Here is a 25027-nt window from a genome sequence, read left to right on the forward strand (position 1 = left end):
CCCGGGCATGATATCGCTATGCACGCAATCGAAATCAGCGAAACCGGCGGCCCCGAAGTCCTGCGCTACGTCGACGTCCCCGACCCCAAGCCCGGTCCCGGCGAGGTCCTGATCAAGGCCGAGGCGATCGGCGTCAACTACATCGACACCTATTTCCGCTCCGGGCAGTATCCGCGGCAGCTGCCGTTCATCCTCGGCCAGGAGACGTCCGGAACCGTCGTCGCCACGGGCGACGGAGTCGACGGATTCGGCGTCGGCGATCGGGTGGGCACCGCCGCGGCGTCCGGTGGTTACGCCGAATTCGCCACTGCGCCAGCGTCATTGACGGCCAAGGTGCCCGATCACGTCGCGTCCGACGTGGCGGCGTCGGTGATGCTGAAGGGCCTGACCGCGCACTACCTGCTGAAGTCGGTGTATCCGGTGCGGGACGGCGAAACCGTGCTGGTGCATGCCGGCGCCGGCGGCGTCGGGCTGATCCTGACGCAGTGGGCGAAAAGCCTTGGCGTCCGGGTGATCACGACGGTGTCCACGCCGGAGAAGGAGCGGATGTCGCGGCAGGCCGGCGCCGACGAGGTGCTCCCCTATCCCGACGACGCCGCCGAATTCGGCCGGCGGATCCGCGAGCTGACCGGCGGCGCCGGGGTGGCGGCGGTGTACGACGGTGTGGGCAAGACCACGTTCGACGCCAGCCTGGCCAGCCTGGCCGTGCGCGGCACCCTGGCGCTGTTCGGCGCGGCCAGCGGGCCCGTCCCGCCCTTCGATCCGCAGCGCCTCAACGCCGCCGGATCGGTGTTCCTGACCCGGCCGTCGCTGGTGCACTTCATCCGCACCGGCGACGAGTTCCAGTGGCGTGCGGGCGAACTGTTCGAGGCGATCGACGGCGGCGCCATCACCATCGAGGTCGGCGGGCGCTACCCGCTGGCCGACGCGGCGCGCGCACACCAGGACCTGCAGGGCCGCAAGACCACGGGCTCAATCGTGCTGCTGCCCTAAGGGCTACAGCAGCGTCGGCAGCGCGACGACGGAATCGAGCGCCAGCGCGCAGAACACCACGGCCAGGTAGTTGTTCGACTGCAGGAACAGCCGCAACGGCTTGACCGGCTCGCCGGCCCGCACGCCGGCGTACAGCTGGTGGGCCATGGCCAGGAACCACACGCCGGCCAGCACGGCGACCGCCGCGTACAGCCAGCCGGTGGCCAGCGCCAGCGCCAGCGTCGCCAGCACGGTCAGCCAGGTGTAGATCAGGATCTGCTTGGTGACCTGACGCTCGGTGGCCACGGCGGGCAGCATCGGCACGCCGGCCGCCTTGTAGTCGTCCTTGTAGCGCATGGCCAGGGCCCAGGTGTGCGGCGGCGTCCAGAAGAAGATGATCGCGAACATCACCAGCGCCGGCCAGCCGATGGTGCCGGTGACGGCCGACCAGCCGATCATCACCGGCATGCACCCGGCCGCCCCGCCCCACACCACGTTCTGCGACGTGCGGCGCTTGAGGAACAGCGTGTAGACGAACACGTAGAACGCGACGGTCGCCATGGCCAGCAGCCCGGACAGCAGGTTGGTCGTCCACCAGAGCCAGACGAAGGACGCCGCGGTGAGCACCAGCCCGAAGACCAGGGCGTTGCGCGTCGGCACGGCGGCCCGCGCCAGCGGCCTGCGCGCCGTGCGCTTCATCACCTTGTCGATGTCGGCGTCGGCCACGCAGTTGAGCGTGTTGGCGCCACCGGCCGCCAGCATCCCGCCGATCAGCGTGTTGAGGATCAGCAGCGGGTTCACGGTGCCGCGGTGGGCCAGCAGCATCGCGGGTATCGCGGTGACGAGCAGCAGTTCGATGACCCGCGGCTTGGTGAGCGCCAGGTACGCCAAGACCGTGCCCGGTACCCGGCTCGGTGCCTCTCGACTCGGCGCGACGCGCCCGCGAACGCTCACGCAATAACTCCTCGGGGTCGCAGCAGCGCGCAGCATCTACTACGCACGATGGTAGACCGCGTGGGGACGGTGGCCCGCCCTCAGGGTCCCATCGGGTGAATTTTGCCCGCATTGCCGGACTGATTGCGAGGGTTGAGGCGTCGGCGCGTAATTTTCACCGTGGCCGGCGTTGGGTACCCGAAACTCTGCACTGCAAGAGCCGGCACTCCCGCATTAGGGTGAGCAATATCAGCTTGATGACCCAAGGACAGAGGCTGTGACCACACTCGAAGAGATCTCCACGCTGACCCATCCGCACCTGCCCGACGACTGGACCGAGATCGATTCGGCTGCGGTCGACACGATCCGGGTGCTCGCCGCCGACGCGGTCCAAAAAGTGGGCAACGGCCACCCCGGGACGGCGATGAGCCTGGCGCCGCTGGCCTACACCCTGTTTCAGCGCACCATGCGCCACGACCCCAGCGACACGTACTGGCTGGGCCGCGACCGGTTCGTGCTGTCGGCCGGGCACAGCAGCCTGACACTGTATCTGCAGCTGTATCTCGGCGGGTTCGGCCTGGAGCTGTCCGACATCGAGTCGCTGCGCACCTGGGGATCCAAGACGCCCGGGCACCCGGAGTTCCGGCACACCAAGGGCGTCGAGATCACCACCGGCCCGCTCGGCCAGGGCCTCGCCTCGTCGGTCGGGATGGCGATGGCGTCGCGCTACGAGCGGGGGCTGTTCGACCCGGACGCCGAGCCGGGCACCAGCCCGTTCGACCACTTCATCTTCGTGATCGCCTCCGACGGGGACATCGAGGAGGGCGTGACGTCCGAGGCCTCGTCGCTGGCGGCCGTGCAGCAGCTCGGCAACCTCATCGTCTTCTACGACCACAACCAGATCTCGATCGAGGACGACACCAACATCGCGCTGTGCGAGGACACCGCGGCGCGCTACGAGGCCTACGGCTGGCACGTGCAGCGGGTGGAGGGCGGCGAGAACGTCGTCGGCATCGAGGAGGCCATCGCCAACGCCAAGGCCGTCACCGACCGGCCGTCGTTCATCGAGCTGCGCACCATCATCGGCTACCCGGCGCCCAAGCTGATGAACACCGGCAAGGCGCACGGCGCGGCCCTCGGCGACGAGGAGGTCGCGGCCGTCAAGAAGATCCTGGGCTTCGATCCCGACAAGAACTTCGAGGTGCGCGACGAGGTGCTCGCCCACACCCGCAAGCTGGTGGACCGGGGCAGGGAAGCCCACGAGAAGTGGCAGCCCGAGTTCGACGCGTGGGCGCAACGCGAGCCCGAGCGCAAGGCGCTGCTGGACCGGCTGACCGCCGAGCAGCTGCCCGACGGCTGGGACGCGGACGTCCCCGTCTGGACAACGGACGACAAGCCGCTGGCCACCCGCGCGGCGTCCGGCAAGGTGCTCAACGCGGTGGGGCCGAAACTGCCGGAGCTGTGGGGCGGCTCGGCCGACCTGGCGGGCAGCAACAACACCACCATGGACAACGTGAAATCGTTTGGCCCGCCCTCGATTTCGACGAAGGACTACACGGCCGACTGGTACGGTCGCACGCTGCACTTCGGCGTGCGCGAGCACGCGATGGGCGCCATCCTGTCCGGCATCGTGCTGCACGGCCCGACCCGCGCCTACGGCGGCACGTTCCTGCAGTTCTCCGACTACATGCGCCCGGCGGTGCGGCTGGCGTCGCTGATGGACATCGACACGATCTACGTGTGGACGCACGACTCGATTGGGCTGGGCGAGGACGGCCCGACGCATCAGCCCATCGAGCATCTGGCGGCGCTGCGCGCCATCCCCAACCTGTCGGTGGTGCGCCCGGCCGACGCCAACGAGACGGCGTATGCCTGGCGCACGATCCTGGCCCGCGGCAACGGCAGCGGCCCGGTCGGCCTGATCCTGACCCGCCAGGGCGTGCCGGTGCTGGAGGGCACCGACTTCGAGGGCGTCGGGCGCGGCGGCTACGTCCTCGGCGACGACGGCGGCGACGAGCCCGACGTGGTTTTGATCGCCACGGGCTCCGAGGTGCAGCTCGCCGTCGAGGCACGAAATTTGTTGGCGGACAGAGACATCGTCGCCCGTGTGGTGTCGATGCCGTGCGTGGAGTGGTTCGAGTCCCAGTCCGAGGAATACCGGGACAGCGTGCTGCCCCCGTCGGTGTCGGCGCGGGTGGCCGTCGAGGCCGGGGTCGCGCAGCCCTGGCACAAGCTGGTCGGCGATACGGGCCGGATCGTGTCGATCGAGCACTACGGCGAATCCGCCGACTACAAGACTTTGTTCCGTGAGTTCGGCTTCACCGCCGAAGCCGTCGCGGCGGCCGCGGAGCAGGTAGTCGACAACTGAGAAAGGGTGATTCACATGGCCAGTCAGAACCCCAACCTCGCGGCGCTGAGCGCCGCGGGCGTGTCCGTTTGGCTGGATGACCTGTCGCGCGAGCGGCTGCAGTCGGGCAACCTGCAAGAGCTGATCGACACCAGAAGCGTTGTCGGCGTGACGACTAACCCGTCGATCTTCCAGAAGGCGTTCGCCGAGGGCGACTCCTACAACGGCCAGATCGCCGAGCTGGCCGAGCGCGGCGCAGACGTCGACGCCACCGTGCGCACCGTCACCACCGACGACGTGCGCAGCGCGTGCGATGTGCTGAAGCGCGAGTGGGAGGCCTCCGACGGGGTCGACGGCCGGGTGTCCATCGAGGTGGACCCGCGGCTGGCCGCCGAGACCGACAAGACCATCGCGCAGGCCGTCGAGCTGTGGAAGATCGTCGACCGGCCGAACCTGTTCATCAAGATCCCGGCGACCAAGGCCGGCATCCCGGCCATCACCGCCGTGCTGGCGGAAGGGATTTCGGTCAACGTCACGCTGATCTTCTCCGTCGAGCGGCACCGCCAGGTGATGGACGCCTACCTGGCCGGGCTGGAGAAGGCCCGCGAGGCCGGCCACGACCTGTCCAAGATCCACTCGGTCGCGTCGTTTTTCGTATCCCGGGTCGACACCGAGGTCGACAAGCGGCTGGAAAAGATCGGCTCCGAGGACGCGCTGGGGCTGCGCGGCAAGGCCGGGGTGGCCAACGCCCGGCTGGCGTACGCCGCTTACGAGGAGGTCTTCACCGGCGGCGAGCGCTTCGCGGCGCTCAAGTCCGACGGCGCCCGCGTGCAGCGCCCGCTGTGGGCCTCCACCGGAGTCAAGAACCCCGACTACCCCGACACCCTCTACGTCACCGAGTTGGTCGCGCCGAACACGGTGAACACCATGCCGGAGAAGACGATTGAGGCGGTGGCCGACCACGGGGATGTCAAGGGCGACACCGTCAGCGGGACGGCATCGGCCGCCCAGGAGGTATTCGACAAGCTCGCCGCGGTCGGGGTGGACCTGACCGATGTCTTCGTGGTGCTGGAGAACGAGGGCGTCGACAAGTTCGTGGAGTCCTGGACCGAATTGCTGGAGGAAACGCAGAAGCAGCTCGACTCTGCCGACAAATGAGCCCGCCGAGCTCGAAGGTGGGCGCCCGCGCCGGGTCGGTGCAGTGGCAAAACCCGTTGCGGGACAAGCAGGATAAGCGGCTGCCCAGGATCGCCGGCCCGTGCGGCATGGTGATCTTCGGCGTCACCGGCGACCTGGCCCGCAAGAAGGTCATGCCGGCCATCTACGACCTGGCCAACCGCGGGCTGCTGCCGCCCACCTTCTCCCTGGTGGGCTTCGCCCGCCGCGACTGGCAGACCCAGGACTTCCGCAAGGTGGTCTACCAGGCCGTCAAGGAGCATTGCCGCACGCCGTTCCGGGAGGAGAACTGGGAGCGGCTGGCCGAGGGATTCCGTTTTGTCCCAGGCGCTTTCGACGACGACGAGGCGTTCGCCCGGCTCGCCGAGACCCTGGAAAAACTCGACGCCGAGCGCGGCACCGGCGGCAACCACGCCTTCTACCTGGCGATCCCGCCCAAGTCGTTCCCGGTGGTGTGCGAGCAGCTGCACACGTCCGGGTTGGCCCGCCCGCAGGGCGATCGCTGGAGCCGGGTCGTGATCGAGAAACCGTTCGGCCATGACCTGGAGAGCGCGCAGGCCCTGAACAAGGCGGTCAACGCCGTCTTTCCGGAGGAGGCGGTGTTCCGGATCGACCACTACCTGGGCAAGGAGACCGTGCGCAACATCCTGGCGCTGCGGTTCGCCAACCAGTTGTTCGACCCGATCTGGAACGCCCACTACGTCGACCACGTGCAGATCACCATGGCCGAGGACATCGGGCTGGGCGGCCGGGCCGGCTACTACGACGGCATCGGCGCCGCCCGCGACGTCATCCAGAACCACCTCATGCAGCTGCTGGCGCTGACCGCGATGGAGGAGCCGGTCAGCTTCAACCCGGCGGCGCTGCAGACCGAAAAGATCAAGGTGCTCTCGGCGACGCAGCTCGCCGAACCGCTCGACGAGACCACCAGCCGCGGCCAATACACCGGGGGCTGGCAGGGCGGCGAAAAGGTGGTGGGGCTGCTCGACGAGGAGGGGTTCTCGAAGGACTCCACCACCGAGACGTTCGCCGCCATCACGCTTGAGATCGACACCCGGCGCTGGGCCGGTGTGCCGTTCTATCTGCGCACCGGTAAACGCTTGGGCCGCAGGGTGACCGAGATCGCCCTGGTCTTCAAGCGTGCCCCGTTTCTGCCGTTCGACGCCACCATGACCGACGAGCTGGGCACCAACGCCATGGTGATCCGCGTGCAGCCCGACGAAGGGATCACGCTGCGGTTCGGCTCCAAGGTGCCCGGCACCGCGATGGAGGTTCGCGACGTCAACATGGACTTCTCCTACGGGTCGGCGTTCGCGGAGGAATCGCCGGAGGCCTACGAAGCGCTCATCCTCGATGTGCTGCTCGGCGAGCCGTCCCTGTTCCCGGTCAACGAGGAGGTCGAATTGGCCTGGGAGATCCTCGATCCCGTCCTCGACAACTGGGCGGCACACGGCAAGCCGGACCCGTACGAGGCCGGCACCTGGGGTCCGGAATCGGCGTTCGAGATGCTGCGCCGCACCGGGCGGGAATGGCGGCGGCCGTGATCCGCGCCGGCGACGATGCAGAGCGCAGCGATGAGGAGGAGCGGCGCCAATGATTGTCGACCTGCCCGACACGACCACCACCGCGGTCAACAAGAAACTCGACGAGCTGCGCGAGAAGACCGGCGCGGTCACCATGGGCCGGGTGCTGACGCTGCTCATCGCGCCCGACAGCGAAGAGGTGCTGGAGGAATCGCTCGCCGCCGCCAACGACGCCAGCCACGAGCACCCCAGCCGGATCATCGTCACGATGCGCGGCGACCCGTACGCCGACGAACCGCGCCTGGACGCGCAGCTGCGCTCGGGCGGCGACACCGGCGCCAGCGAGGTGGTGATCCTGACGCTGTCCGGCCCGCTGTCGGGCCACGCCTCCAGCGTGGTCATCCCGTTCCTGTTGCCCGACATCCCGGTCGTCGCGTGGTGGCCCGACATCGCCCCGGAGTCACCGGCGCAGGACCCGTTGGGCAAGTTGGCAATTCGGCGCATCACTGACGCGACCAACGGCATCGATCCGTTGTCGGCGATCACGAGCCGGCTGCCCGGATACAGCCCCGGCGACACGGACCTGTGCTGGGCGCGCATCACCTACTGGCGGGCGCTGCTGACCTCGGCCGTCGACCAGCCGCCGCACGAACCCATCGAGTCGGCGCTGGTGTCGGGCCTGCAGACCGAGCCCGCCCTCGACATCCTGGCCGGCTGGCTGGCCAGCCGCATCGACGGCCCCGTGCGCCGGGCCGTCGGCGAACTCAAGGTCGAGCTGGCGCGTAAGAGCGAGACCATCGTCTTGAGCCGCCCCCAGGAGGGCAGGACGGCCACGCTGAGCCGGACCGCCAAGCCGGACGCCTTGGTTCCGTTGGCGCGCAGGGAAACCGGTGAATGCCTGGCCGAGGACCTGCGGCGGCTGGACGCCGACGAAATTTATTTGACCGCGCTCGAAGGTATCAAGAAGGTGCGATACGTGTGACACCCATAGTCGATGTTTTTCCGGATGGCGACGCCCTGGTCGAGGCTGCGGGCGGGCGCCTTGTCGACACCATCGGTTCCGCCGTCGCGGCGCGAGGCCGGGCGCTGATCGTGCTGACCGGCGGCGGCAACGGCATCGGGCTGCTGAAGCACCTTCGGGACCAGCAGGTCGACTGGTCAAAGGTGCATCTGTTCTGGGGCGACGAGCGCTACGTGCCCGAGGACGACGACGAGCGCAACGACAAGCAGGCGCGCGAGGCGCTGCTCGATCACATCGACATCCCGTACAGCCACGTGCACGCGATGCCGGCCAGCGACGGGGAGTTCGGCACGGACCTCGCCGCGGCGGCGCTGGCCTACGAACAGCTGCTGGCCGCCAACGCCGCACCGGGCCAGCCGGTCCCGAATTTCGACGTCCACCTGCTGGGCATGGGGCCCGAGGGCCACATCAACTCGCTGTTCCCGGACACACCCGCCGTGCGCGAGACCACCCGCATGGTGGTGCCCGTCGAGGACTCCCCCAAGCCGCCGCCACAGCGAATCACGTTGACGCTGCCCGCGATCCAGAGGTCCCGCGAGGTGTGGCTGATGGTGTCCGGCGCGGGCAAGGCCGACGCGGCGGCCGCCGCCATCGGTGGCGTCGCACCGGCATCGGTGCCCGCGGCCGGGGCCGTCGGGCTCGAGACCACGCTGTGGTTGCTCGACCAAGAGGCCGCATCCAAGCTTCCCCGCTGACCGGCGGGAGTCAATAATGGCCGACATGGCAGACAGAACCGTCCGCGGCGGGCCCGAGCGGAGCCGGATCAAGACCCTCACCCAGGCCGCCCTGAACGCCGACAAGACCGTCGAACAGGTCGAGGACGTCCTCGACGGCCTGAGCAGGACCATGCAGGAGCTCAACAGCTCGCTGTCCAACCTCAACGCCACGGTCGAGCGCATGGAGGCCGGCCTCGATCACCTGGACGGCACCCTGGGCAGCCTCGACGATCTGGCCAAGCGGCTGATCGTCCTGGTCGAGCCGGTGGAGGCCATCGTCGCGCGGATCGACGACATGGTGAAGGTGGGCGAGACCATGATGTCCCCGCTGTCCATCACCGAGCACGCCGTGCGCGGCGTGCTGGACAGGCTGCGCAACCGCTAGCCCTACATCTTGGTCGATCGGGCCATCACGAAGCTGTACAGGCCGTACGTGATGATCCCCGCGCCGGCCGCGACCAACAACGCCGCCCCGTAGGGCTGCGCCCCCAGGGTTTTCAGCGCCCCGTCCAGGCCGGTGGCCTTCTTCGGTTCGGAGCGGCAGGCGGCGACGACGACCAGGGCCCCGGTGCCGGCGATCACCAACCCCTTGGCGACGTAGCCGGTCGCGCCGAGGCGCCGCACCAAATCACCCGACTTGCCCTTGAGGTCGCCGACGAAGTTGCGGCTGGCGCCCTTGTAGATGTGGTAGCCACCCACCGCGACGATGACGACGCCGCAGGAGATGAGCGCGACGGTCCCGGCGGTGGTCTGCATCAGGCGGGCGCTGATGCTCGAATTCTGTTGATCGGCCGAGCGCCCGGCGCCCCGGGCGTACCCGAACGCCGAGTAGGCGAAGGCGAGATACACCGCCGCCAATCCGAGGGCTTTCGCCCGGTCCCACGGTCGTGGCGACGAGCGGTCGCTCGAGCGACCGAGGGCCGATTCCACGAGCCGCCACAGGCCCATCGCCAGCAGGGCGGCCGCGGCGATCCACAGCACCACCGGGCCGCCCGGTTTGCCCGCCAACGTCGCCAGCGCGCCGGTCTGATCGGCGGTGCCACCGTCGCCGAAAGCGACACGGAAGGCGAGGTAGCCGACGATCAGGTGCAGCAGCCCATTCACCACGTAGCCGGCGCGGGCGAATCGTTCGAACACGCGGTTTTGAGCCACTTGTGCCGGGTCCATGGCACGTGGATGCCCGTCAGCCGCTGTTACGTAACGCGCTCGCCAGCCCGTTCATCGTCAGCAGGATGCCGCGCTGCACCAACTCGTCGTCGTCGCCCGATCGGTAGCGCCGCAGCAACTCCACCTGCAGGTGGTTCAGCGGCTCCAGGTAAGGGAAGCGGTTGAACACCGAACGGGCCAGCGCCGGGTTGTCGGCGAGCAGGTCGTCGTGACCGGTGATGAGCTTGTGCATGGCGATGGTGCGCCGGTGCTCGTCGACGATCTTGTCGAACACCCTGTGCCGCAATGATTCGTCGGCCACCAGCTCGGAGTAGTGGGCGGCCAGGCCCAGGTCGCTCTTGGCGAGCACCTGCGCCATGTTCGACAGCACGCTGCGGAAGAACGGCCACCGCTCGTACAGCTCGTGCAGGATCTTGACCCGCTCGCCTTCGCTTTCGGGGCCGGCCGCGATCCACTGCTCGAACGCCGACCCGGTGCCGTACCAGCCCGGCAGCATCACGCGCGACTGGGTCCACGCCAACACCCACGGGATGGCGCGCAGGTCGGAGATGGACTCGGTGGGCTTGCGCGACGTCGGCCGGCTGCCGATGTTCAGCGACCCGATCTCGCTGACCGGAGTGGAGGCCTTGAAGTAGTCGACGAAACCCGGTGTCTCGTGGACCAATTCGGCGTAGGCCCGGTGGGCCAGGGCCGCGACCTCGTCGAGCACCGCGTAGGCGGGTTCGGCGGCGTCGCCCAGGCCCTCGACGTCCAGCAGCGTGGACTCCAGCGTGGCCGCCACCAGGCTCTCCAGGTTGCGCCGGGCGGTCTGCGGCTCGGCGTATTTGGCGGCGATCACCTCGCCCTGCTCGGTCAGGCGCAGCGAGCCGTTGACCGCCCCCGGGGGTTGCGCCAGGATCGCCTGGTAGCTGGGGCCGCCGCCGCGGCCGACCGTGCCGCCGCGACCGTGGAAGAGCCGCAACCGAACACCGGTCTTGCGCGCCACCTCGACGAGGGTGAGCTCGGCCCGGTAGACGGCCCAGTTGGCGGCCAGGTAGCCGCCGTCCTTGTTGGAGTCCGAGTAGCCCAGCATCACTTCCTGCGAGTCGCCGCGCGCGGCGACGAGCGCCCGGTAGATGGGCAGGTCCAGCATCGCCTGCAGGATCGACGCCCCGTTGTGCAGGTCGTCGATCGTCTCGAAGAGCGGCGAGATGCCGACGGGGCAATAGGTTTCCGGCCCGGAGGCGTCCAGCAGGCCGGCCTCTTTGAGCAGGATCGCGGCCTCGAGGACGTCCGAGGGCGACTGGCACATCGAGATGACGTAGTTGGGCACCGCCGCCGGACCGTAGAGCTGCACCGCGCGGGCGGCCGCCGCGACGACGCCCAGCTCGCCGCGGGCCAGGTCCGAGAGGCGCGCGGCGCGGTCGCCGACCAGCGGCCGGCGGGTGGCCAGCTCCCCGGCCAGCAGCTCGACGCGGTCGCCTTCCGCCAACGAGCCGTAGTCCGGATGCACCCCGGCCCAGGCCAGCAGCTCGCCGACCACCTCCTCGTGCACGTCGGAGTTCTGCCGCATGTCCAGGCCGGACAGGTGAAACCCGAAGACGTGCACGCTTTCTCGCAACCGGGCCAGCCGATCGTCGGCCAGCAGCCCGGCGCCGTGCGTGCGCAGCGAGGCGTCGATCACGTCCAGGTCGGCCCGCAGCTCGCCCGGCGCCGAATACGCCGCCAGGCCCAGGTCGAGTGCGTGCTGTGGCCGGCGGTCCAGGATCTCGGCGGCCGTCGCGGTGAGCCGGCCCCGGATCACCCGCAGCGCCCGCCGGTAGGGCTCGTCGGCCCGGGCCTTCTCGTCGCAGCCCTCGGCCAGCGCGGTCAATTCGGCGGTGACCGTGATCAGGCGCGCCGACATCGACAGCTCCTGCTCGAGGTCGGTGAGCTCGGCCAGGTAGTGCGCCAGTGCGGTGAACGCGGCGCTGCCGGTCGCCCGACGGACGACGTCGGCGGTCACGTTCGGGTTGCCGTCGCGGTCGCCGCCGATCCAGGAGCCCGGCTGCAGGATCGGCGCCGCGAGCAGGTCGGCGTCGGGCCAGCGGGCCCGCAACGCGCTGCGCACCTCGGCGTTGACCTGCGGGATCACCGTGAACAGCGCGGCCGGGTAATAGCGCAGGCCCACCTCGATCTCGTCGGTGATCTGCAACCGCGACAGCCGGATCAGCGCGGTCTGCCACAGCGTGAGGACCTGGCGGCGCAGCTCGCGCTCGATGTTGCGGCCGTGATCGGTCTCGGTGTGGCCGGCGGCGTGCAGCCGCATCAACTCGGTGATCCGGTGCTGGGTGACGAACACGGTGCGCCGCCGGGTCTCGGTGGGATGGGCGGTGATCACCGGCGACACCAGCGCGCCCGCCAGCGCGGCGGCCACCGTGCCCGAATCCAGCTCGGCCAGATCCAGTTTCGCGTAGGTGGCGGCCAGGCTGCTGTCCTGCGGGGCCTCGCCGGCGGCGGCGTGGATCGCGCGCCGCCGTTCCCGGTGGATGTCCTCGGCCACGTTGGCCAGCAGCGCGAAGTGGCTGAACGCCCGGATGATCGGGATGGCCAGATGGATGTCGATGCGAGAGAACATCCGCGACATCTCGGCCCGGTCGATCTCGGAGCGGCGCACCCGGAAGGACGCCACCCGGGCCCGCTCCACCAGGTCGAACACCTCGGCGCCGTTCTGCTCCCGCACGGTGTCGCCGAGGATGGTGCCCAGCAGCCTGATGTCGGCCCGCATGGGCTCGGTCGCCTCCCGGCCGACCCGGGTGCGCTGGACGGCACCGATCGGTTCCAGCGCGGTGTCGGAAGCGTCAGCCATGCGTCCCAGTATCGGTGCGGGACGCGTCGTCCGCCCGCCGAGGGGTCAACCCCTTAGCGGCGAGTTTTTACGGAATCTCTACGGCCGGCGGCGGACGCGTGCGCGGATTCGCCACTACGCTCCTACCGTGTCGTCACCGACTTCGCTGGTCAAGCGCCTGGTTGTGGGCCGACCGTTTCGCAGCGATCGGCTGCACCACACGCTGTTGCCCAAGCGGATCGCGCTGGCGATCTTCGCGAGCGACCCGTTGTCCTCGGTGGCGTACGCAACACAAGAGATCCTCTTGATCCTGACCCTCGGCGGCCTGAGCTACCTCTACCTGACGCCGTGGATCGCCGCCGCGGTAGTGGTGCTGCTCGGCGTCGTGGTGTTGTCCTACCGGCAGGTGGTCCAGGCCTATCCCAGCGGTGGCGGCTCGTACGAGGTCGCCTCCCGAAACCTGGGGCCGCGCGCCGGACTGGTGGTGGCGGCCGCGCTGCTGGTGGACTACGTCATGACGGTGGCGGTGTCCGTCGCAGCGGGCGTCGACAACATCATTTCCGCTGTGCCCGAACTGAACCCGTACCGGGTGGCGGTGAACCTCGGCTTCATCGCGGTGTTGACCTCGATGAACCTTCGTGGTGTGCGTGAGTCCGGGCGGGCGTTCGCCGTGCCGACCTACGCCTTCATCGCCGGCGTGCTGCTGATGATCGGCATCGGTCTGGTTAGAACGCTGCTCGGCGACGCGCCGCAGGCCGAGAGTGCGCACTACGGCATCCACGCCGAGCTGTCGGGACTCAACGTGCTGGCAATCGCCCTGCTGGCGCTGCGCGCGTTTTCGTCCGGTTGCACCGCGCTCACGGGGGTGGAGGCGATCTCCAACGGGGTGCCGGCGTTCCGAAAGCCGAAGGCGCTCAACGCCGCACGGACGATGTCCGCGATGGGAGCGCTGGCGATCACCATGTTCGTCGGCGTGACCGGGCTGGCCCTGATCGCGCATACCCGCGTGGTGGAGAACACCTGCGATCTCGTCGGGTTCCACGGCGATTGCAACCGGGACCCGCAGCGCACGGTGATCGCTCAGATTTCGGCCGCGGTGTTCGGCAACAACAGCGTGATGTTCTACTACCTGCAGGCCGCGACGGCGCTGATCCTGATCCTGGCCGCCAACACCGCTTACAACGGATTTCCGCTCCTGGGCTCGATCCTCGCCCAGGATCGCTATCTGCCGCGGCAACTGCATACCCGCGGTGACCGGCTCGCGTTTTCCAATGGCATCATCCTGCTCGCCGCGATCGCCGGCGGGCTGATCTATGCGTTCGGTGGTTCGACGACCCGGCTGATCCAGCTCTACATCCTCGGCGTGTTCACCTCGTTCACGTTGTGCCAGACGGGCATGGTGTGGCATTGGAACCGGGCGCTGCGCGACGCCGACACCCGCGCGCAACGGCTCAGCATCAACCGCGCCCGGGCCATCAATGCGTTCGGCGCCTGCCTCACCGGCGTCGTTCTGGTGGTGGTGATGGTGACCAAGTTCACCCACGGCGCGTACCTGGTGGTGATCGCGATCCCGGTGCTGTGCCTCGTGATGCAGGGAATACGACGGCATTACGCGCACGTGGCCACCGAGTTGCACATCGAGGACGAGGACGAGCAGGTCCGGCCAAGCCGGGTGCATGCGATCGTGCTGGTCTCGAGTTGGCACAAGGCGACCCTGCGCGCGGTCATGTTCGCCCGGGCGACCAATCCGGACACGCTGACCGCGCTGACCGTCAAGGTGGACGACGCCGACACCACGACGTTGGTCGAGGATTGGGAAAACCTGAGCGTCGACGTGCCGCTGAAGGTGATCGAATCGCCCTACCGCGAGATCTCCCGGCCCGTGGTCGACTACATCAAGCGGTTGCGCAACGGAGCACCCCGCGACGTCATCAACGTCTACATCCCCGAATACGTCGTCGGCCGTTGGTGGGAGAACCTGTTGCACAACCAGAGCTCGTGGCGGCTCAAGGGGCGGTTGCTGTTCGAGCCGGGCGTGATGGTCACCAGCGTGCCGTGGCAACTGCGTTCCTCGGAGCGCCGGGACCTGTCCCGCGTCGTGTACCGGGCCGGCGACGTGCGCAGCGGGATCGACCGCGACACGCCAAGCGAAACTCGGGTGGCCAGCGGGGGCTAGCGGTACTTGATCAGCAGTTCCATGCCGATGATGCACACCAGCCAGATGCCCACGATGAACAGCGTCAGCCGGTCGAGGTTCTTCTCCACCACGGTCGACCCGGACAGGCTCGACTGCACGCCGCCGCCGAACAGGGTCGACAGGCCGCCACCCTTGGCGCGGTGCAGCAGCACCAGCAGCACCACCAGGATGCTGGTGACCACCAGGGTGATCTGCAGACCCAATTGCATGCGCCAAAGCCTACCGGTGCCGCCGCGGCGTCACGGTAGCGGCCCGCCGGCCGCGATCGCCGCCAGCGTCGCGAACTGCTCGCCGTCCAGCGACGCGCCGCCGACCAGGGCCCCGTCGATGTCGTTCTGGGCGACGATGTCGCCGATGTTCTTGGCGTTCACCGACCCGCCGTAGAGCACCCGCACGGTGTCGGCCACCTGCCGCGATGCCAGCGTGTCCAGCTGCTCGCGGATGGCCGCGCACACCTCCTGGGCGTCGGCCGCGCTGGCCACCCGCCCGGTGCCGATCGCCCAGACCGGCTCGTAGGCGACGACGACCTTGGCGATTTGTTCGGCCGACAGGCCCGCCAGCGAGCCGCGCAGCTGCTCCTCGCAGTGGGGCACGTGCTTGCCCGCCTCCCGGACGTCCAGGTGCTCGCCGATGCAGACGATCGGGGTGAGCTCGTGCTTGAGCGCGGCGGCGGCCTTGGCGGCGACCAGCGCGTCGTCCTCGTTGTGGTATGTGCGCCGCTCGGAGTGCCCGACCACGACGAAGCTGCAGCCGAGCTTGGCCAAAAAGGCGCCGCTGATGTCACCGGTGTAGGCGCCGGAGTCGTGCGGCGAGAGGTCCTGGGCCCCGTACGTCAGCCGCAGCTTGTCGCCGTCGACCAGGGTCTGGACGCTGCGCAGGTCGGTGAACGGCGGGATCACCGTGACGTCGACCCTGTCGTAGTACTTGTCCGGGAGCGCGAACGCCACCTTTTGCACCAGCGCGATCGCCTCGAAGTGGTTGAGGTTCATCTTCCAGTTGCCGGCGATCAGTGGCGTGCGGCTCACGCGTCCCCTCCAGTCGGTTGCGGCCGGCCCAGCACCTCGATGCCCGGCAGCGGCTTGCCCTCGAGGTACTCCAGCGACGCGCCGCCGCCGGTGGAGATGTGCGAGAAATCACCCTCGGGGATGCCGAGCGCGCGCACCGCGGCTGCGGAATCCCCGCCGCCCACCACGCTGAACGCGCCCTTGCCCGTCGCTTCGGCGATCGCCTCGGCGATGCCCTTGGTGCCGGCGGCGAACGCCGGGAACTCGAACACCCCCATGGGGCCGTTCCAGAAGATGGTCTTGGCGTTGGACAGCAGCGTGGCGAACCGCCGGACCGACTCCGGCCCGATGTCCAGGCCCATCTTGTCCTGCGGAATCCGGTCCGCCGCCACGGTTTCCGGCGGCGAATCCGCGGCGAACTTCTCGGCCACCACGACATCCACCGGGAGGTGCAGCACGTCGGCGTAGGTCTCGCTCAGCCTGCGGCAGGTGTCGACCATTTCAGTCTCGAGCAGCGACGTGCCCACCGAAAGGCCATGCGCGGCAAGGAAAGTGAAGCACATACCGCCGCCGATCACGATGCTGTCGGCCTTGGTCGCCAGCGACTCGATGACGCCGAGCTTGTCGGACACCTTCGACCCGCCGAGCACCACGGCATAGGGGCGCGTGGTCGAGCTGGTCAACTGCTCCAGCACCCGGATCTCCGCGGCGACCAGCGTGCCGGCGTAGTGCGGCAGCAGGGTGGCGACGTCGTACACCGAGGCCTGCTTGCGGTGCAGCACGCCGAAGCCGTCGGAGACGAAAGCGCCCGTCGGCCCGACCAATTCGGCCAGCTGCCGGGCCAGCGCCAGCCGCTCACCGTCGTCCTTGCTGGTTTCCCGCGGGTCGAAGCGGATGTTCTCCAGCAACAGGATGTCGCCGTCGGTCAGTCCCTCGGCGCGCGCCAGCGCGTCGCCACCGACGACTCGGGAACCATCGCAGCCGGCCAGCTGGACGTGCCGGCCGAGCTGCTCACCGAGCGCCGCCGCGACCGGCGCCAGCGACAGCTTCGGATCGGCGCCGTTCTTGGGACGACCGAGATGCGCGGTGACCACGACCTTGGCGCCGGCCTGAAGCAACGCCTGCAGCGTCGGCACGGACGCGGTGATGCGGCCGGCATCGGTGATGGCGCCGTCGTCGTCCAGCGGCACATTCAGGTCGGAGCGCACCAGCACGCCTCGACCCGAAACCCCTTCCGCGAGAAGGTCTTCCAGTGTCGGGACGGGCACGGTCAGAGCGACTTGCCGACCAGCGCGACCAGGTCGATGAGGCGGTTGGAGTAGCCCCATTCGTTGTCGTACCAGGACACCACCTTGGCCTGGTTGTCGATGACCTTGGTCAACCCGGAGTCGAAGATCGAGCTGTGCGGGTCGGTGACGATGTCGGCCGACACGATCGGCGCGTCGTAATACTTCAGGATGCCCTTCAGGCGCCCCTCCGCGGCGGCCTTGAACGCGGCGTTGATGTCCTCGGCGCCGGCGGCTTTGGACAACTCGACGGTCAGGTCGGTGACGGAGCCGGTCGGGATCGGCACCCGCAGCGCGTACCCGTCGAGCTTGCCCTTGAGTTCCGGCATCACGAGGCCGATGGCCTTGGCCGCCCCGGTGGAGGTCGGCACGATGTTCAGCGCGGCCGCACGGGCGCGGCGCAGGTCCTTGTGCGGCCCGTCCTGCAGGTTCTGGTCCTGGGTGTAGGCGTGGATGGTGGTCATCAGCCCCTTGACGATGCCGAACTCGTCCTGCAGCACCTTGGTGACCGGCGCCAGGCAGTTCGTCGTGCACGAGGCGTTGGAGATGATGTTCTGGCTGCCGTCGTATTTGTCGTCGTTGACGCCCAGCACGATGGTGATGTCGGGGTCGGTGGCCGGCGCGGAGATGATCACCTTCTTGGCCCCGGCGTCCAGGTGCCCCTTGGCCTTGGCCGCGTTGGTGAACAGGCCCGTGGACTCCACGACGACGTCGACGCCCAGGTCGCTCCACGGCATCGCCGCCGGGCCCTCGCGCACCTCCAGCGCCTTGATCTTGCGAGTTCCCACCACGATGGTGTCCTCGCCCTCGAGGGTGACGTCGTAGGGCAACCGGCCCAGGATCGAGTCGAATTTGAGCAGGTGCGCCAGCGTGGCGTTGTCGGTGATGTCGTTGACGGCCACCACCTCGATGTCCGCGGTGCCCTGCTCCTGCTGAGCCAGCAGGGCCCGGTAAAAGTTGCGTCCGATTCGACCGAAGCCGTTGATGCCTACTCGGACAGTCACTTGTCTCTCCCTGTCTTTCTATGTCCGCTGATGAGCGCTCGTGGCCAGCCTAGATCAGCAGCAAACGCCGCCGCGCGCCGGTAACAGCGCCGGCCTTGCGACGGCGCTTCTCGCCGGGCGCAAACCCCCTGGTAACCGGAGCGTGTCTCCTTTGTATCGGTTCTATAAGCCCCCGAATCGTCGCATGTCCAATAGCGATGCCAACCCATACATTCGACACGGCTGCGGTACGGCTATGCGGTTCTGCCGCCGCATTTGATTGCGAACGCTGAAGGAGTCGAGGTTGATGACGGGCTTAGATCGGTTCAACATCACAGTTGGTGCCATCGCCGGACTGTGCGGGGCCGCAATAGCGTTGAGCCCGGATGCGACGGCCGTCCCGCTGAAAACCGGCGGCTACGCGTGCATCCAGGGACAGTCGGGCGAGGCCGGCGCGCCGGCGGCCGGCGGCGCGCCACTGGGCGCCGGCGCACCGGGAGTGGTCGGACCCGCACCCGCCGGACCCGCTCCGGCGCCCGGCGGACCCGCACCGGCCGCCACCGTATGCACGTCGAGCGCCCCGATCACCGACATGTCGGGGGTGCCGCTGGTTGCGCCCGGGCCGGTTCCGGTGGTGCCGGCCGGAGTTCCGCTCATCGCGCTCGGCCCGCCCGTGCCCGTGGGCGCGCCGGTGCCGCCGGTGCCGGTGGGCGCGCCGATACCGCCGGTCCCCGTGGGCGCGCCGATACCGCCGATCCCCGTGGGCGCGCCGATACCGCCGGTGCCCGTGGGGGCGCCCGTGCCCGTGGTGCCGGTCGGCGCTCCGCTGATCGCACTCGCCGGCGGTCCGCTGGACGCCGCGGCGCCGGTGGCCGCTCCGATCATCGACATGGCCGGGACCGGCAAGGGCGAGCCGACCGGCCCGGCGCCGGCCGGCGGCCCGGTGTCGGGTGAGCCGATTGCGCCGGGCCCCGCGCACTGAGGCCGAACCGCTTCTGATCGAAACGGACCCGCTGGGTGAAACCCGGCGGGTCCGTTTCGTGGTGGAGGATGAAAGGCGTTGCGGTAACCGCGGATTCGGACGTCAGCTCGGCGGGGCCTCCCACAGCAACGGCGGCTTGGGCCGTTGCGGTGGCGCCGGTGGCGTGTCCTCGACGATCACCGGGTCGCCGACGTGGACGGTGTCGTAGTACCACTCCGCGTCCTCGGGGGCCAAGCTGATGCAGCCGTGGCTGGTGTTCTCCAGCCCCATCGCGTTGACGGCCCACGGGGCCGAATGGACGAAGAGGCCGCGGCTGGTGAAGCGGACGGCGTAGTCCACCGGGATGCGGTAGCCGTCGGGGTCGTCGACGGGGATGCCGACGCTGCTCGAGTCCATGATCACCGTGCGTTCCTTGGACAGGACGGTGTAGGAGCCGACCGGCGTCGGGTACTCGGGCCGGCCCATCGAGGCCGGCAGCACACCCTCTTCTCCCCAGTGGGGCCGGTGGTGGGGCGCGGGCAGCGGCGGCCCCCCGTCGATGGTCACCCGGAAGGTGTGGTCGGCGACGTTGGCGACGCCGACCACGGCGGGACCCGTCTGAAATTCCGTGGCCCGCCCGCCCACCGAGAGCGCCACCGTGCTGTGTGCCGGCCAGTAGTGGTCGGGAACCCAGCGCATCACGTCGGCGTCGAGCCAGTCGTACTTGCCGGTCATCGGTGGCGCCGAGGTGACCTGCACGCCGCGCTCGGCCGCGCGTCGGTCGGTGACGGGCGCGCCGAACCTCACCACCACCGGGTGTGCCACGCCGACCACCGATCCGCGCGCAGGCAGGACCGAGGCGATGGTGGGGCCGTAGGGCCGGCTCGCCGCCGCCAGGCGCACGTCGACCGGCCCCGTTACCACGCTCGCGGCGATCCCCACGGCGAGCACACACCGAACAACCGCTCGCATGGCTCCAATTCCTTAGCTAACCGACCCAAATCCATCAACTGACACAGTTGCAATAGGGATGTTAGAGGGCGGGCGACCAGCGGAAGCGCAAGGGCGCGTGCGCAATTGGTCAAATCTCAGTCACGGTTTGGCCACGGTGAGCCACCGCAACGCCGACGCGGCGGCGTGGTACCCGCACAGCCCGTGGATGCCGGCGCCCGGCGGCGTCGACTGCGAACAGAGGTAGACGCCCGGCACGCCGGTCGCATACGGGTTGACCGCGATCCGCGGGCGCAGGATGACCTGGAGGCCGTCGTTGGCGCCGCCGAGGATGTCCCCGCCGATGTAGTTGGGGTTGTAGGCCGCCAGGTCGGCGGTGCCCGTGCTGACGGTCGCGGTGACGCGGTCGCGAAAGCCCGGGGCGAACCGCTCGATCTGGCCGGTGACCGCGGCCGTCGCATCGCCGGTGTAGCCGAACGGCACATGGGCGTAGGCCCAGATCGGGTTGACGTTGCCCGACGACCGCGACGGGTCGGCCAGGTACTGCTGCCCGACGAGGACGAACGGCCGCTGCGCCATCTTGCCTTGGGCGCGTTGCCGCTCGGTCTCCACGGTCTCGGCGAACGTGCCGCCGAGGTGCACGGTGCCGGCGCGGCGGCAGTCGGGGTTGGTCCACGGGATGCGGCCCTCGATCGCGAAGTCGACCTTGAACGCCGACGACCCCTGGCGGAAGCGCCGGTAGGCGCGCGCGACGCGGCCGGGCATGACGTCGCCGTAGATCCTCAGCGCCGCCGCGGGGGTGAGGTCGAGCATGACGATGTCGGCGGCGGGGATGTCGCGGCGGTCGGTGACGGTCACCGAAGTGCTCACGGTGCCGCCGTGCGCAGAAAGGGCCGCGGCCAGCGCCCGGATGATCGACCCGGATCCCCCCTGGGCGACGGGCCACCCGTGGCGGTGCCCGCCGGCCAAAAACATCAGCCCCATGGCCGCGGTGAGCGGCCGGTCCAGCCGGGTGAACATGTGCGCGGACGCGCCGCCGAACAACGCGCGCGCCCGCTCGGTGCGAAACCACCGCGCCAGCACCGTCGCGGGCAACAGCGCCCGCGGACCGAACAGGGCGACGCGCACCGGGTGCCGCGGAAAATGCAGGATCGGCCGAAAGAAATCCTCGGCGAGCTCGTCGAACCCCGCCGCGAGGTCCCCGAAGGCGTGCCGCCACCGCTTCCCGTCCGGCCCCATGCCGGCCGCGGTCGCCTCGATCGACCGATACAGCACGCCCGCGGTGCCGTCGTCCAGCGGGTGCGCACAGTCGATTTCGGGCCATTTCCACACCAGCCCATGGTCTTTCAGCCCGATCTGTTCCCAGAACGGCGAGCCGACGCCGAACGGGTGGGAAGCCGAGCAGTGGTCGTGGATGACGCCGGGCACCGTCAGCTCACCCGAGCGGGCTCCCCCGCCGACCGTGTCGCGGGCCTCCAGCACATGCACGTCGACGCCGTTGCGAGCCAGGTGGATCGCCGCGGCCAGGCCGTTGGGCCCGGCGCCGACGACGACCGCCTTGGTCACGACTCGCCGTGAACGACCGGCTGTGTGGTGAGGTGGACGGGGAACTCGTCCCCGGGCTCCGGCCACGGCTGGCGGGTCAGCATGTCCGCGACCTCCACGTAGCCCGACTCGATCAGTCCGGTCTTGGCATCCAGGATGCGGTACCACTGCTTTTGGATGTGGATCGGCTGACCTTCGAGCACGATGACGCGGACGTCACCGTCGTCGAATCCGCAGCGCCGTTGCACCGCCTCGAGCAGTTGTTCGTTGTGCAGGTGGCCCTCGCCGAAGTTCCATCCGACCAGCGGCCCGGCAACCACTTCGCCGTCGCGGATGCGGTAATCGGCCTCGTTGGCGATCGCGCGGGGCAATAGCCCGTTGAGTGCCCTGCCGTGCGTGTGCATCGCCCGGAAAGCGGCCACCTTGTCGGACATCACTTCGGCGGTCCCCGCGCCGTAGAGCTTGGCCAGCTGATTCACCACGAGCGCAGAGCTTTTCACGACCCGTGCCTCGATCTTGTCCTCGGCGCCCGCGCGGAAGCACCACACGCTGGTGGCCCAGTTGCCCGCGTAGTAGCGCATGGCCGGCAGGAACGAAATCTTTTCGGGAAACATGTTTCCTGCGATCACGATGGCCACCGCGACGACGATGAGGGCGAGCAGCAGGGGCGATCGAAGGTCCGTGGCTCGGATCGCGCCGTAGTGCCCGAACAGATAGAACAGCGAGAAGATGAAGAACACGTTCCACTCCAACGGAACTCCCATCGGGAGGTTGGACAGGATGTTGAGGTGGAAGATCACCATGAACCCGATGAGGAACCATCGCCAGGGTTGATCGCCGGCGACGAAAACCAGCAGCGTCGGGACCACGAATTCCGCGGTGGTGCCGCCGATGTGCGCCATGGCCTTCGGCAACCACGACGGGCGCAGGTCGTTGACGTGGTCGAGGTAGAGCGCGTGTTTGAGGGGGTTGAACAGCCTGGGCCGCAACAGCGCGTTGTTGCTCGTCATCACCGAGACCACGTACGGGAAGTGGTGGTTGAGCTTGGAGGTCGCCGCTCCCCACCACAGGCACAACATGATGATCTTGTAGGCCGCGATCTGATCGGTGAACGGGAAGAAGAAAACGAACAGTTTCAGCCAATAGTGTTCGCCGCGGGCGGCCAGGAAGATCGTCTTGTCCCGCAGACCCAGTACCGCCAGCGCGACGATCGTCGGCACCACCCGGACCGGGTCGATCAGGGGGCCCGGCGACAACAGCGCCCACACCCCGCCGACCAGCACGACGGCGTACAGCGCGACGTCGACGACGGTGCGGTTGTCGCCGGCCGTGAACGGGACCTTGCCCGGCCATGCGGGCAGCCGAATCGTGTTGGGGCGCAACCAATACAGGAACCCACCGATGGGCGGCATGAACCGGCCGGTCAGCGGGCCGGAGCCGCAGCCGAAGCCGAGGACCTCGAACAGCAGCGTGAACACGATGAACTTCTGGTACACGATCGGCTGCGTCCACCAGTCGCCGATGCGCCCGAGGCCGCCCAGGCCGGGCGTCAGCGAGATGATCGCGGCCGGTGCCGCGACGTACAGGGCGATCTTCAGCAGGTACAGCAGGTACACCGCGTAGGGGGTGCCAAACCCGTGCTCCGCCCAGTGGCGGGTCACGATCTGCAGCCGCGTTGCCCGTGGCAACGTCCGCCAGGTGTCGGGGTCGACGTCCGGTAGCTCGGGTGACATGAATCCCATGGGCGGCCCTAAAGTCCGAGAGGAAACCAGTTGGCCAATACAATCTATCCACAGCGAGGGACCCAGCGGTATGGGTCGATGAGAATCGCTGACGCCCAGCCTGTTTGAGGCGCCGGCGGCGGCCCTAGCGGGTCGCGGGGCGCGAGCGATGCGGGAATCGCCGCTGCAGGTTTTCGATCATGCCGTCCAAAACCTGACGTTCCCGCTCTTCGCTGCTCGCCATGCGCCGAAGGCTGCCGGCGGCCTCCGCGTCGCCGGCGGCCTCGGCGGCCGCGATCGCCTTCTGGTACTCGCCCAGCCGGTGGTCGATGTGGCGGCGGCTCTGGACCAGGACCCGACGGAAGTAGTCGGCCTGCCGGTGATCGGCCGTCTCGACCACCGCGGCCGGCAGCGTGACATCGCGGGCTGGGCGGTTCACGGTCACGCCAGGCATGGCCCCTCCTTGGCGGACGTTTACCGGGCCTGGGCGGACCGCGCTGCTGCGGGGCATCCGCCCGCGCCGGTCCCGAACACCACCCGAGGCGTGCCCAGCAGCCGGGCGGGTGGCGCGCTCGTCGGACAAACCGGCGACCTCCATTTCGGCCCTCTCAGCTGCGGCTTGGGTGTTTGGCGAGAGGTAACCATAACCCCCGGACCCGACCGGCGCCATAGGCGCGGGCCGCAAAGCAGGCCGGAAAACGAACGTTTCCCAAAATTGCATCGTGAATTGTCTTCCCCGAGCCGACCGACGCCCCACGCCCCGGCAGCGGATCCCTCTGCGGTGGGTTGGCTCAAACCGGTCGCGGGTACAAATCCGGGCAAACATCGCGCCGGCGGCCCGATCCCGGTCGCTACCATCGAGGGACTCGACGGGCATTGCGGCCCGCCAGAGCCACGAGGAGAAACGTGACCGACAGCGACAGCCCAGACATCGAGGACATCGAGAAATTCGACCCCGGTCTGACCCAGCGCCTGATGGGCGTGATGCGCCCGTTCCTGAAGACCTATTTCCGATCCGAGGTGCACGGCCTGGATTCATTCCCGCCGGGCGGGGCGCTGGTGGTCGGCAACCATTCCGGGGGCATGTTCCCCATGGACGTCCCGATCTTCAGCGCCGGTTTCTACGAGAAGTTCGGCTACGGCCGGCCGGTCTACACCCTGAGTCACGACATCCTCATGACGGGCCCCACGGCATCGCTGTTCCGGCGCACCGGTTACATCCGGGCCAACCGGGAGAACGCGGCCAAGGCGCTGCGGTCGGGGGGCGTGGTGGTGGTGTTCCCGGGAGGCGATTACGACGCGTACCGGCCCACGGTCGCGGAGAACGTCATCGACTTCAACGGCCGCAAGGGCTACGTCAGCACGGCGATCGAGGCCGGCGTGCCCATCGTGCCCGCCGTGTCCATCGGCGGCCAGGAGACCCAGCTCTACCTGACCCGCGGCACCTGGCTGGCCGAGCGCCTGGGCATAAAGCGCTTGCTGCGCAGCGCAATTCTGCCGCTGTCGTTCGGCTTCCCGTTCGGGCTCAGCGCCGTCGTGCCGCCCAACGTGCCGCTGCCCGCCAAGATCGTGACGCAGGTGCTGCCGCCCATCGACATCGCCGCGCAGTTCGGCGACGACCCGGACGTCGACGAGGTCGACGAGCATGTGCGGTCGGTGATGCAGCAGGCGCTCGACGGGCTCGCCGCCAAACGACGCTTCCCGATCCTGGGCTGAGC

The 25027-nt window shown here is 69.0% G+C and carries 21 protein-coding genes; 10 read left to right on the plus strand and 11 right to left on the minus strand.

Annotation, left to right across the window (positions count from 1 at the left end; all coding sequences use genetic code 11):
- Positions 1-18 precede the first annotated feature (18 nt).
- Positions 19-993: a quinone oxidoreductase gene (locus A5673_RS13485; RefSeq protein ID WP_068232721.1), complete on the plus strand. Its 975-nt coding sequence runs from the start codon at positions 19-21 to the stop codon at positions 991-993.
- A gap of 3 nt (positions 994-996) precedes the next feature.
- Here the strand turns inward: A5673_RS13485 and A5673_RS13490 are convergent, their stop codons facing one another.
- Entirely contained in the window at positions 997-1926 is a 930-nt protein-coding gene (locus tag A5673_RS13490; protein ID WP_068232729.1) for a heme o synthase, read from the minus strand.
- Positions 1927-2182: 256 nt separating this feature from the next.
- On the opposite strand from A5673_RS13490, the gene tkt reads away from it, so the two are divergent.
- Genes tkt through A5673_RS13520 form a run of 6 tightly spaced genes read left to right on the plus strand, consistent with a single transcriptional unit; the run spans position 2183 to position 9073 of the window.
- On the plus strand, positions 2183-4273 hold the full coding sequence (tkt, locus tag A5673_RS13495; RefSeq protein WP_068232732.1) for a transketolase: 2091 nt from the start codon (positions 2183-2185) through the stop codon (positions 4271-4273).
- Positions 4274-4288: 15 nt separating this feature from the next.
- Positions 4289-5410, plus strand: a complete 1122-nt coding sequence (gene tal, locus A5673_RS13500) for a transaldolase (protein ID WP_068232734.1) — start codon at positions 4289-4291, stop codon at positions 5408-5410.
- Positions 5407-6972, plus strand: coding sequence for a glucose-6-phosphate dehydrogenase (zwf, locus tag A5673_RS13505; protein ID WP_068232736.1), 1566 nt, complete (start codon positions 5407-5409; stop codon positions 6970-6972). The genes tal and zwf overlap by 4 nt, the downstream gene beginning before the upstream one ends.
- A 49-nt stretch (positions 6973-7021) precedes the next feature.
- Positions 7022-7933: a glucose-6-phosphate dehydrogenase assembly protein OpcA gene (gene opcA, locus A5673_RS13510; RefSeq protein ID WP_068232738.1), complete on the plus strand. Its 912-nt coding sequence runs from the start codon at positions 7022-7024 to the stop codon at positions 7931-7933.
- Positions 7930-8667 carry a 6-phosphogluconolactonase gene (gene pgl, locus A5673_RS13515; protein WP_068232742.1) on the plus strand — a complete coding sequence of 246 codons (738 nt, stop codon included), beginning with the start codon at positions 7930-7932 and terminating at the stop codon, positions 8665-8667. The genes opcA and pgl overlap by 4 nt, the downstream gene beginning before the upstream one ends.
- A 16-nt stretch (positions 8668-8683) precedes the next feature.
- Entirely contained in the window at positions 8684-9073 is a 390-nt protein-coding gene (locus A5673_RS13520) for an ATPase (protein ID WP_068232745.1), read from the plus strand.
- Between the two features lie 2 nt (positions 9074-9075).
- Here A5673_RS13520 and A5673_RS13525 read toward each other — a convergent pair whose 3' ends face one another.
- Both A5673_RS13525 and ppc read right to left on the minus strand, forming a co-directional pair.
- On the minus strand, positions 9076-9855 hold the full coding sequence (locus A5673_RS13525; protein ID WP_068232748.1) for a DUF1206 domain-containing protein: 780 nt from the start codon (positions 9853-9855) through the stop codon (positions 9076-9078).
- Between the two features lie 16 nt (positions 9856-9871).
- On the minus strand, positions 9872-12682 hold the full coding sequence (gene ppc, locus A5673_RS13530) for a phosphoenolpyruvate carboxylase (protein WP_068232751.1): 2811 nt from the start codon (positions 12680-12682) through the stop codon (positions 9872-9874).
- A gap of 127 nt (positions 12683-12809) precedes the next feature.
- Between ppc and A5673_RS13535 the strand changes: the two genes are divergently transcribed.
- Positions 12810-14837 (plus strand): APC family permease, encoded by a 2028-nt coding sequence (locus A5673_RS13535; protein WP_068232756.1) that lies wholly within the window; start codon positions 12810-12812, stop codon positions 14835-14837.
- Here A5673_RS13535 and secG read toward each other — a convergent pair.
- The 4 genes from secG to gap are packed head-to-tail and all read right to left on the minus strand — an operon-like array spanning position 14834 to position 18152.
- Positions 14834-15067, minus strand: coding sequence for a preprotein translocase subunit SecG (gene secG, locus A5673_RS13540; protein WP_068232759.1), 234 nt, complete (start codon positions 15065-15067; stop codon positions 14834-14836). The two genes, A5673_RS13535 and secG, sit on opposite strands and share 4 nt — an antisense overlap.
- A gap of 30 nt (positions 15068-15097) precedes the next feature.
- Positions 15098-15883, minus strand: coding sequence for a triose-phosphate isomerase (gene tpiA / locus A5673_RS13545; protein ID WP_068232761.1), 786 nt, complete (start codon positions 15881-15883; stop codon positions 15098-15100).
- Entirely contained in the window at positions 15880-17130 is a 1251-nt protein-coding gene (pgk, locus tag A5673_RS13550) for a phosphoglycerate kinase (RefSeq protein WP_068232764.1), read from the minus strand. The genes tpiA and pgk overlap by 4 nt, the downstream gene beginning before the upstream one ends.
- Positions 17131-17132: 2 nt before the next feature.
- Positions 17133-18152 (minus strand): type I glyceraldehyde-3-phosphate dehydrogenase, encoded by a 1020-nt coding sequence (gap, locus tag A5673_RS13555; RefSeq protein ID WP_068232767.1) that lies wholly within the window; start codon positions 18150-18152, stop codon positions 17133-17135.
- Between the two features lie 286 nt (positions 18153-18438).
- Here gap and A5673_RS13560 point away from each other — a divergent pair, with 286 nt between their 5' ends.
- Positions 18439-19113 (plus strand): beta-xylosidase, encoded by a 675-nt coding sequence (locus A5673_RS13560; RefSeq protein WP_068232776.1) that lies wholly within the window; start codon positions 18439-18441, stop codon positions 19111-19113.
- A gap of 102 nt (positions 19114-19215) precedes the next feature.
- Here A5673_RS13560 and A5673_RS13565 read toward each other — a convergent pair whose 3' ends face one another.
- The 4 genes from A5673_RS13565 to A5673_RS13580 all read right to left on the minus strand — a co-directional run bounded on the left by A5673_RS13565 (position 19216) and on the right by A5673_RS13580 (position 23763).
- The gene (locus A5673_RS13565) at positions 19216-20064 is read right to left on the minus strand and encodes a L,D-transpeptidase (RefSeq protein ID WP_082958718.1); all 849 of its coding nucleotides are present in this window, start codon (positions 20062-20064) and stop codon (positions 19216-19218) included.
- A 120-nt stretch (positions 20065-20184) separates the two neighbouring features.
- Positions 20185-21609: an NAD(P)/FAD-dependent oxidoreductase gene (locus tag A5673_RS13570; RefSeq protein WP_068232779.1), complete on the minus strand. Its 1425-nt coding sequence runs from the start codon at positions 21607-21609 to the stop codon at positions 20185-20187.
- Positions 21606-23330, minus strand: a complete 1725-nt coding sequence (locus A5673_RS13575) for a DUF3556 domain-containing protein (RefSeq protein WP_068232781.1) — start codon at positions 23328-23330, stop codon at positions 21606-21608. The genes A5673_RS13570 and A5673_RS13575 overlap by 4 nt, the downstream gene beginning before the upstream one ends.
- 124 nt (positions 23331-23454) lie before the next feature.
- Positions 23455-23763 (minus strand): hypothetical protein, encoded by a 309-nt coding sequence (locus tag A5673_RS13580; RefSeq protein ID WP_231971080.1) that lies wholly within the window; start codon positions 23761-23763, stop codon positions 23455-23457.
- A gap of 452 nt (positions 23764-24215) precedes the next feature.
- On the opposite strand from A5673_RS13580, the gene A5673_RS13585 reads away from it, so the two are divergent.
- The gene (locus A5673_RS13585; RefSeq protein ID WP_068232788.1) at positions 24216-25025 is read left to right on the plus strand and encodes a 1-acyl-sn-glycerol-3-phosphate acyltransferase; all 810 of its coding nucleotides are present in this window, start codon (positions 24216-24218) and stop codon (positions 25023-25025) included.
- Positions 25026-25027: the final 2 nt, after the last annotated feature.

Origin of the sequence: Mycobacterium sp. E3198 (assembly GCF_001667015.1) — a bacterium.
GTDB lineage: Bacteria > Actinomycetota > Actinomycetes > Mycobacteriales > Mycobacteriaceae > Mycobacterium.

Excerpts from the sequence above, each read along its gene's own strand:
- zwf (WP_068232736.1), top strand. The coding sequence starts at position 5,407 with ATGAGCCCGCCGAGCTCGAAGGTGGGCGCCCGCGCCGGGTCGGTGCAG.
- opcA (WP_068232738.1), top strand. The coding sequence starts at position 7,022 with ATGATTGTCGACCTGCCCGACACGACCACCACCGCGGTCAACAAGAAA.
- A5673_RS13565 (WP_082958718.1), bottom strand. The coding sequence starts at position 20,064 with ATGCGAGCGGTTGTTCGGTGTGTGCTCGCCGTGGGGATCGCCGCGAGC.
- A5673_RS13580 (WP_231971080.1), bottom strand. The coding sequence starts at position 23,763 with ATGCCTGGCGTGACCGTGAACCGCCCAGCCCGCGATGTCACGCTGCCG.
- secG (WP_068232759.1), bottom strand. The coding sequence starts at position 15,067 with ATGCAATTGGGTCTGCAGATCACCCTGGTGGTCACCAGCATCCTGGTG.
- A5673_RS13485 (WP_068232721.1), top strand. The coding sequence starts at position 19 with ATGCACGCAATCGAAATCAGCGAAACCGGCGGCCCCGAAGTCCTGCGC.
- A5673_RS13575 (WP_068232781.1), bottom strand. The coding sequence starts at position 23,330 with ATGGGATTCATGTCACCCGAGCTACCGGACGTCGACCCCGACACCTGG.
- A5673_RS13520 (WP_068232745.1), top strand. The coding sequence starts at position 8,684 with ATGGCCGACATGGCAGACAGAACCGTCCGCGGCGGGCCCGAGCGGAGC.
- A5673_RS13560 (WP_068232776.1), top strand. The coding sequence starts at position 18,439 with ATGACGGGCTTAGATCGGTTCAACATCACAGTTGGTGCCATCGCCGGA.
- ppc (WP_068232751.1), bottom strand. The coding sequence starts at position 12,682 with ATGGCTGACGCTTCCGACACCGCGCTGGAACCGATCGGTGCCGTCCAG.
- tal (WP_068232734.1), top strand. The coding sequence starts at position 4,289 with ATGGCCAGTCAGAACCCCAACCTCGCGGCGCTGAGCGCCGCGGGCGTG.
- A5673_RS13525 (WP_068232748.1), bottom strand. The coding sequence starts at position 9,855 with ATGGACCCGGCACAAGTGGCTCAAAACCGCGTGTTCGAACGATTCGCC.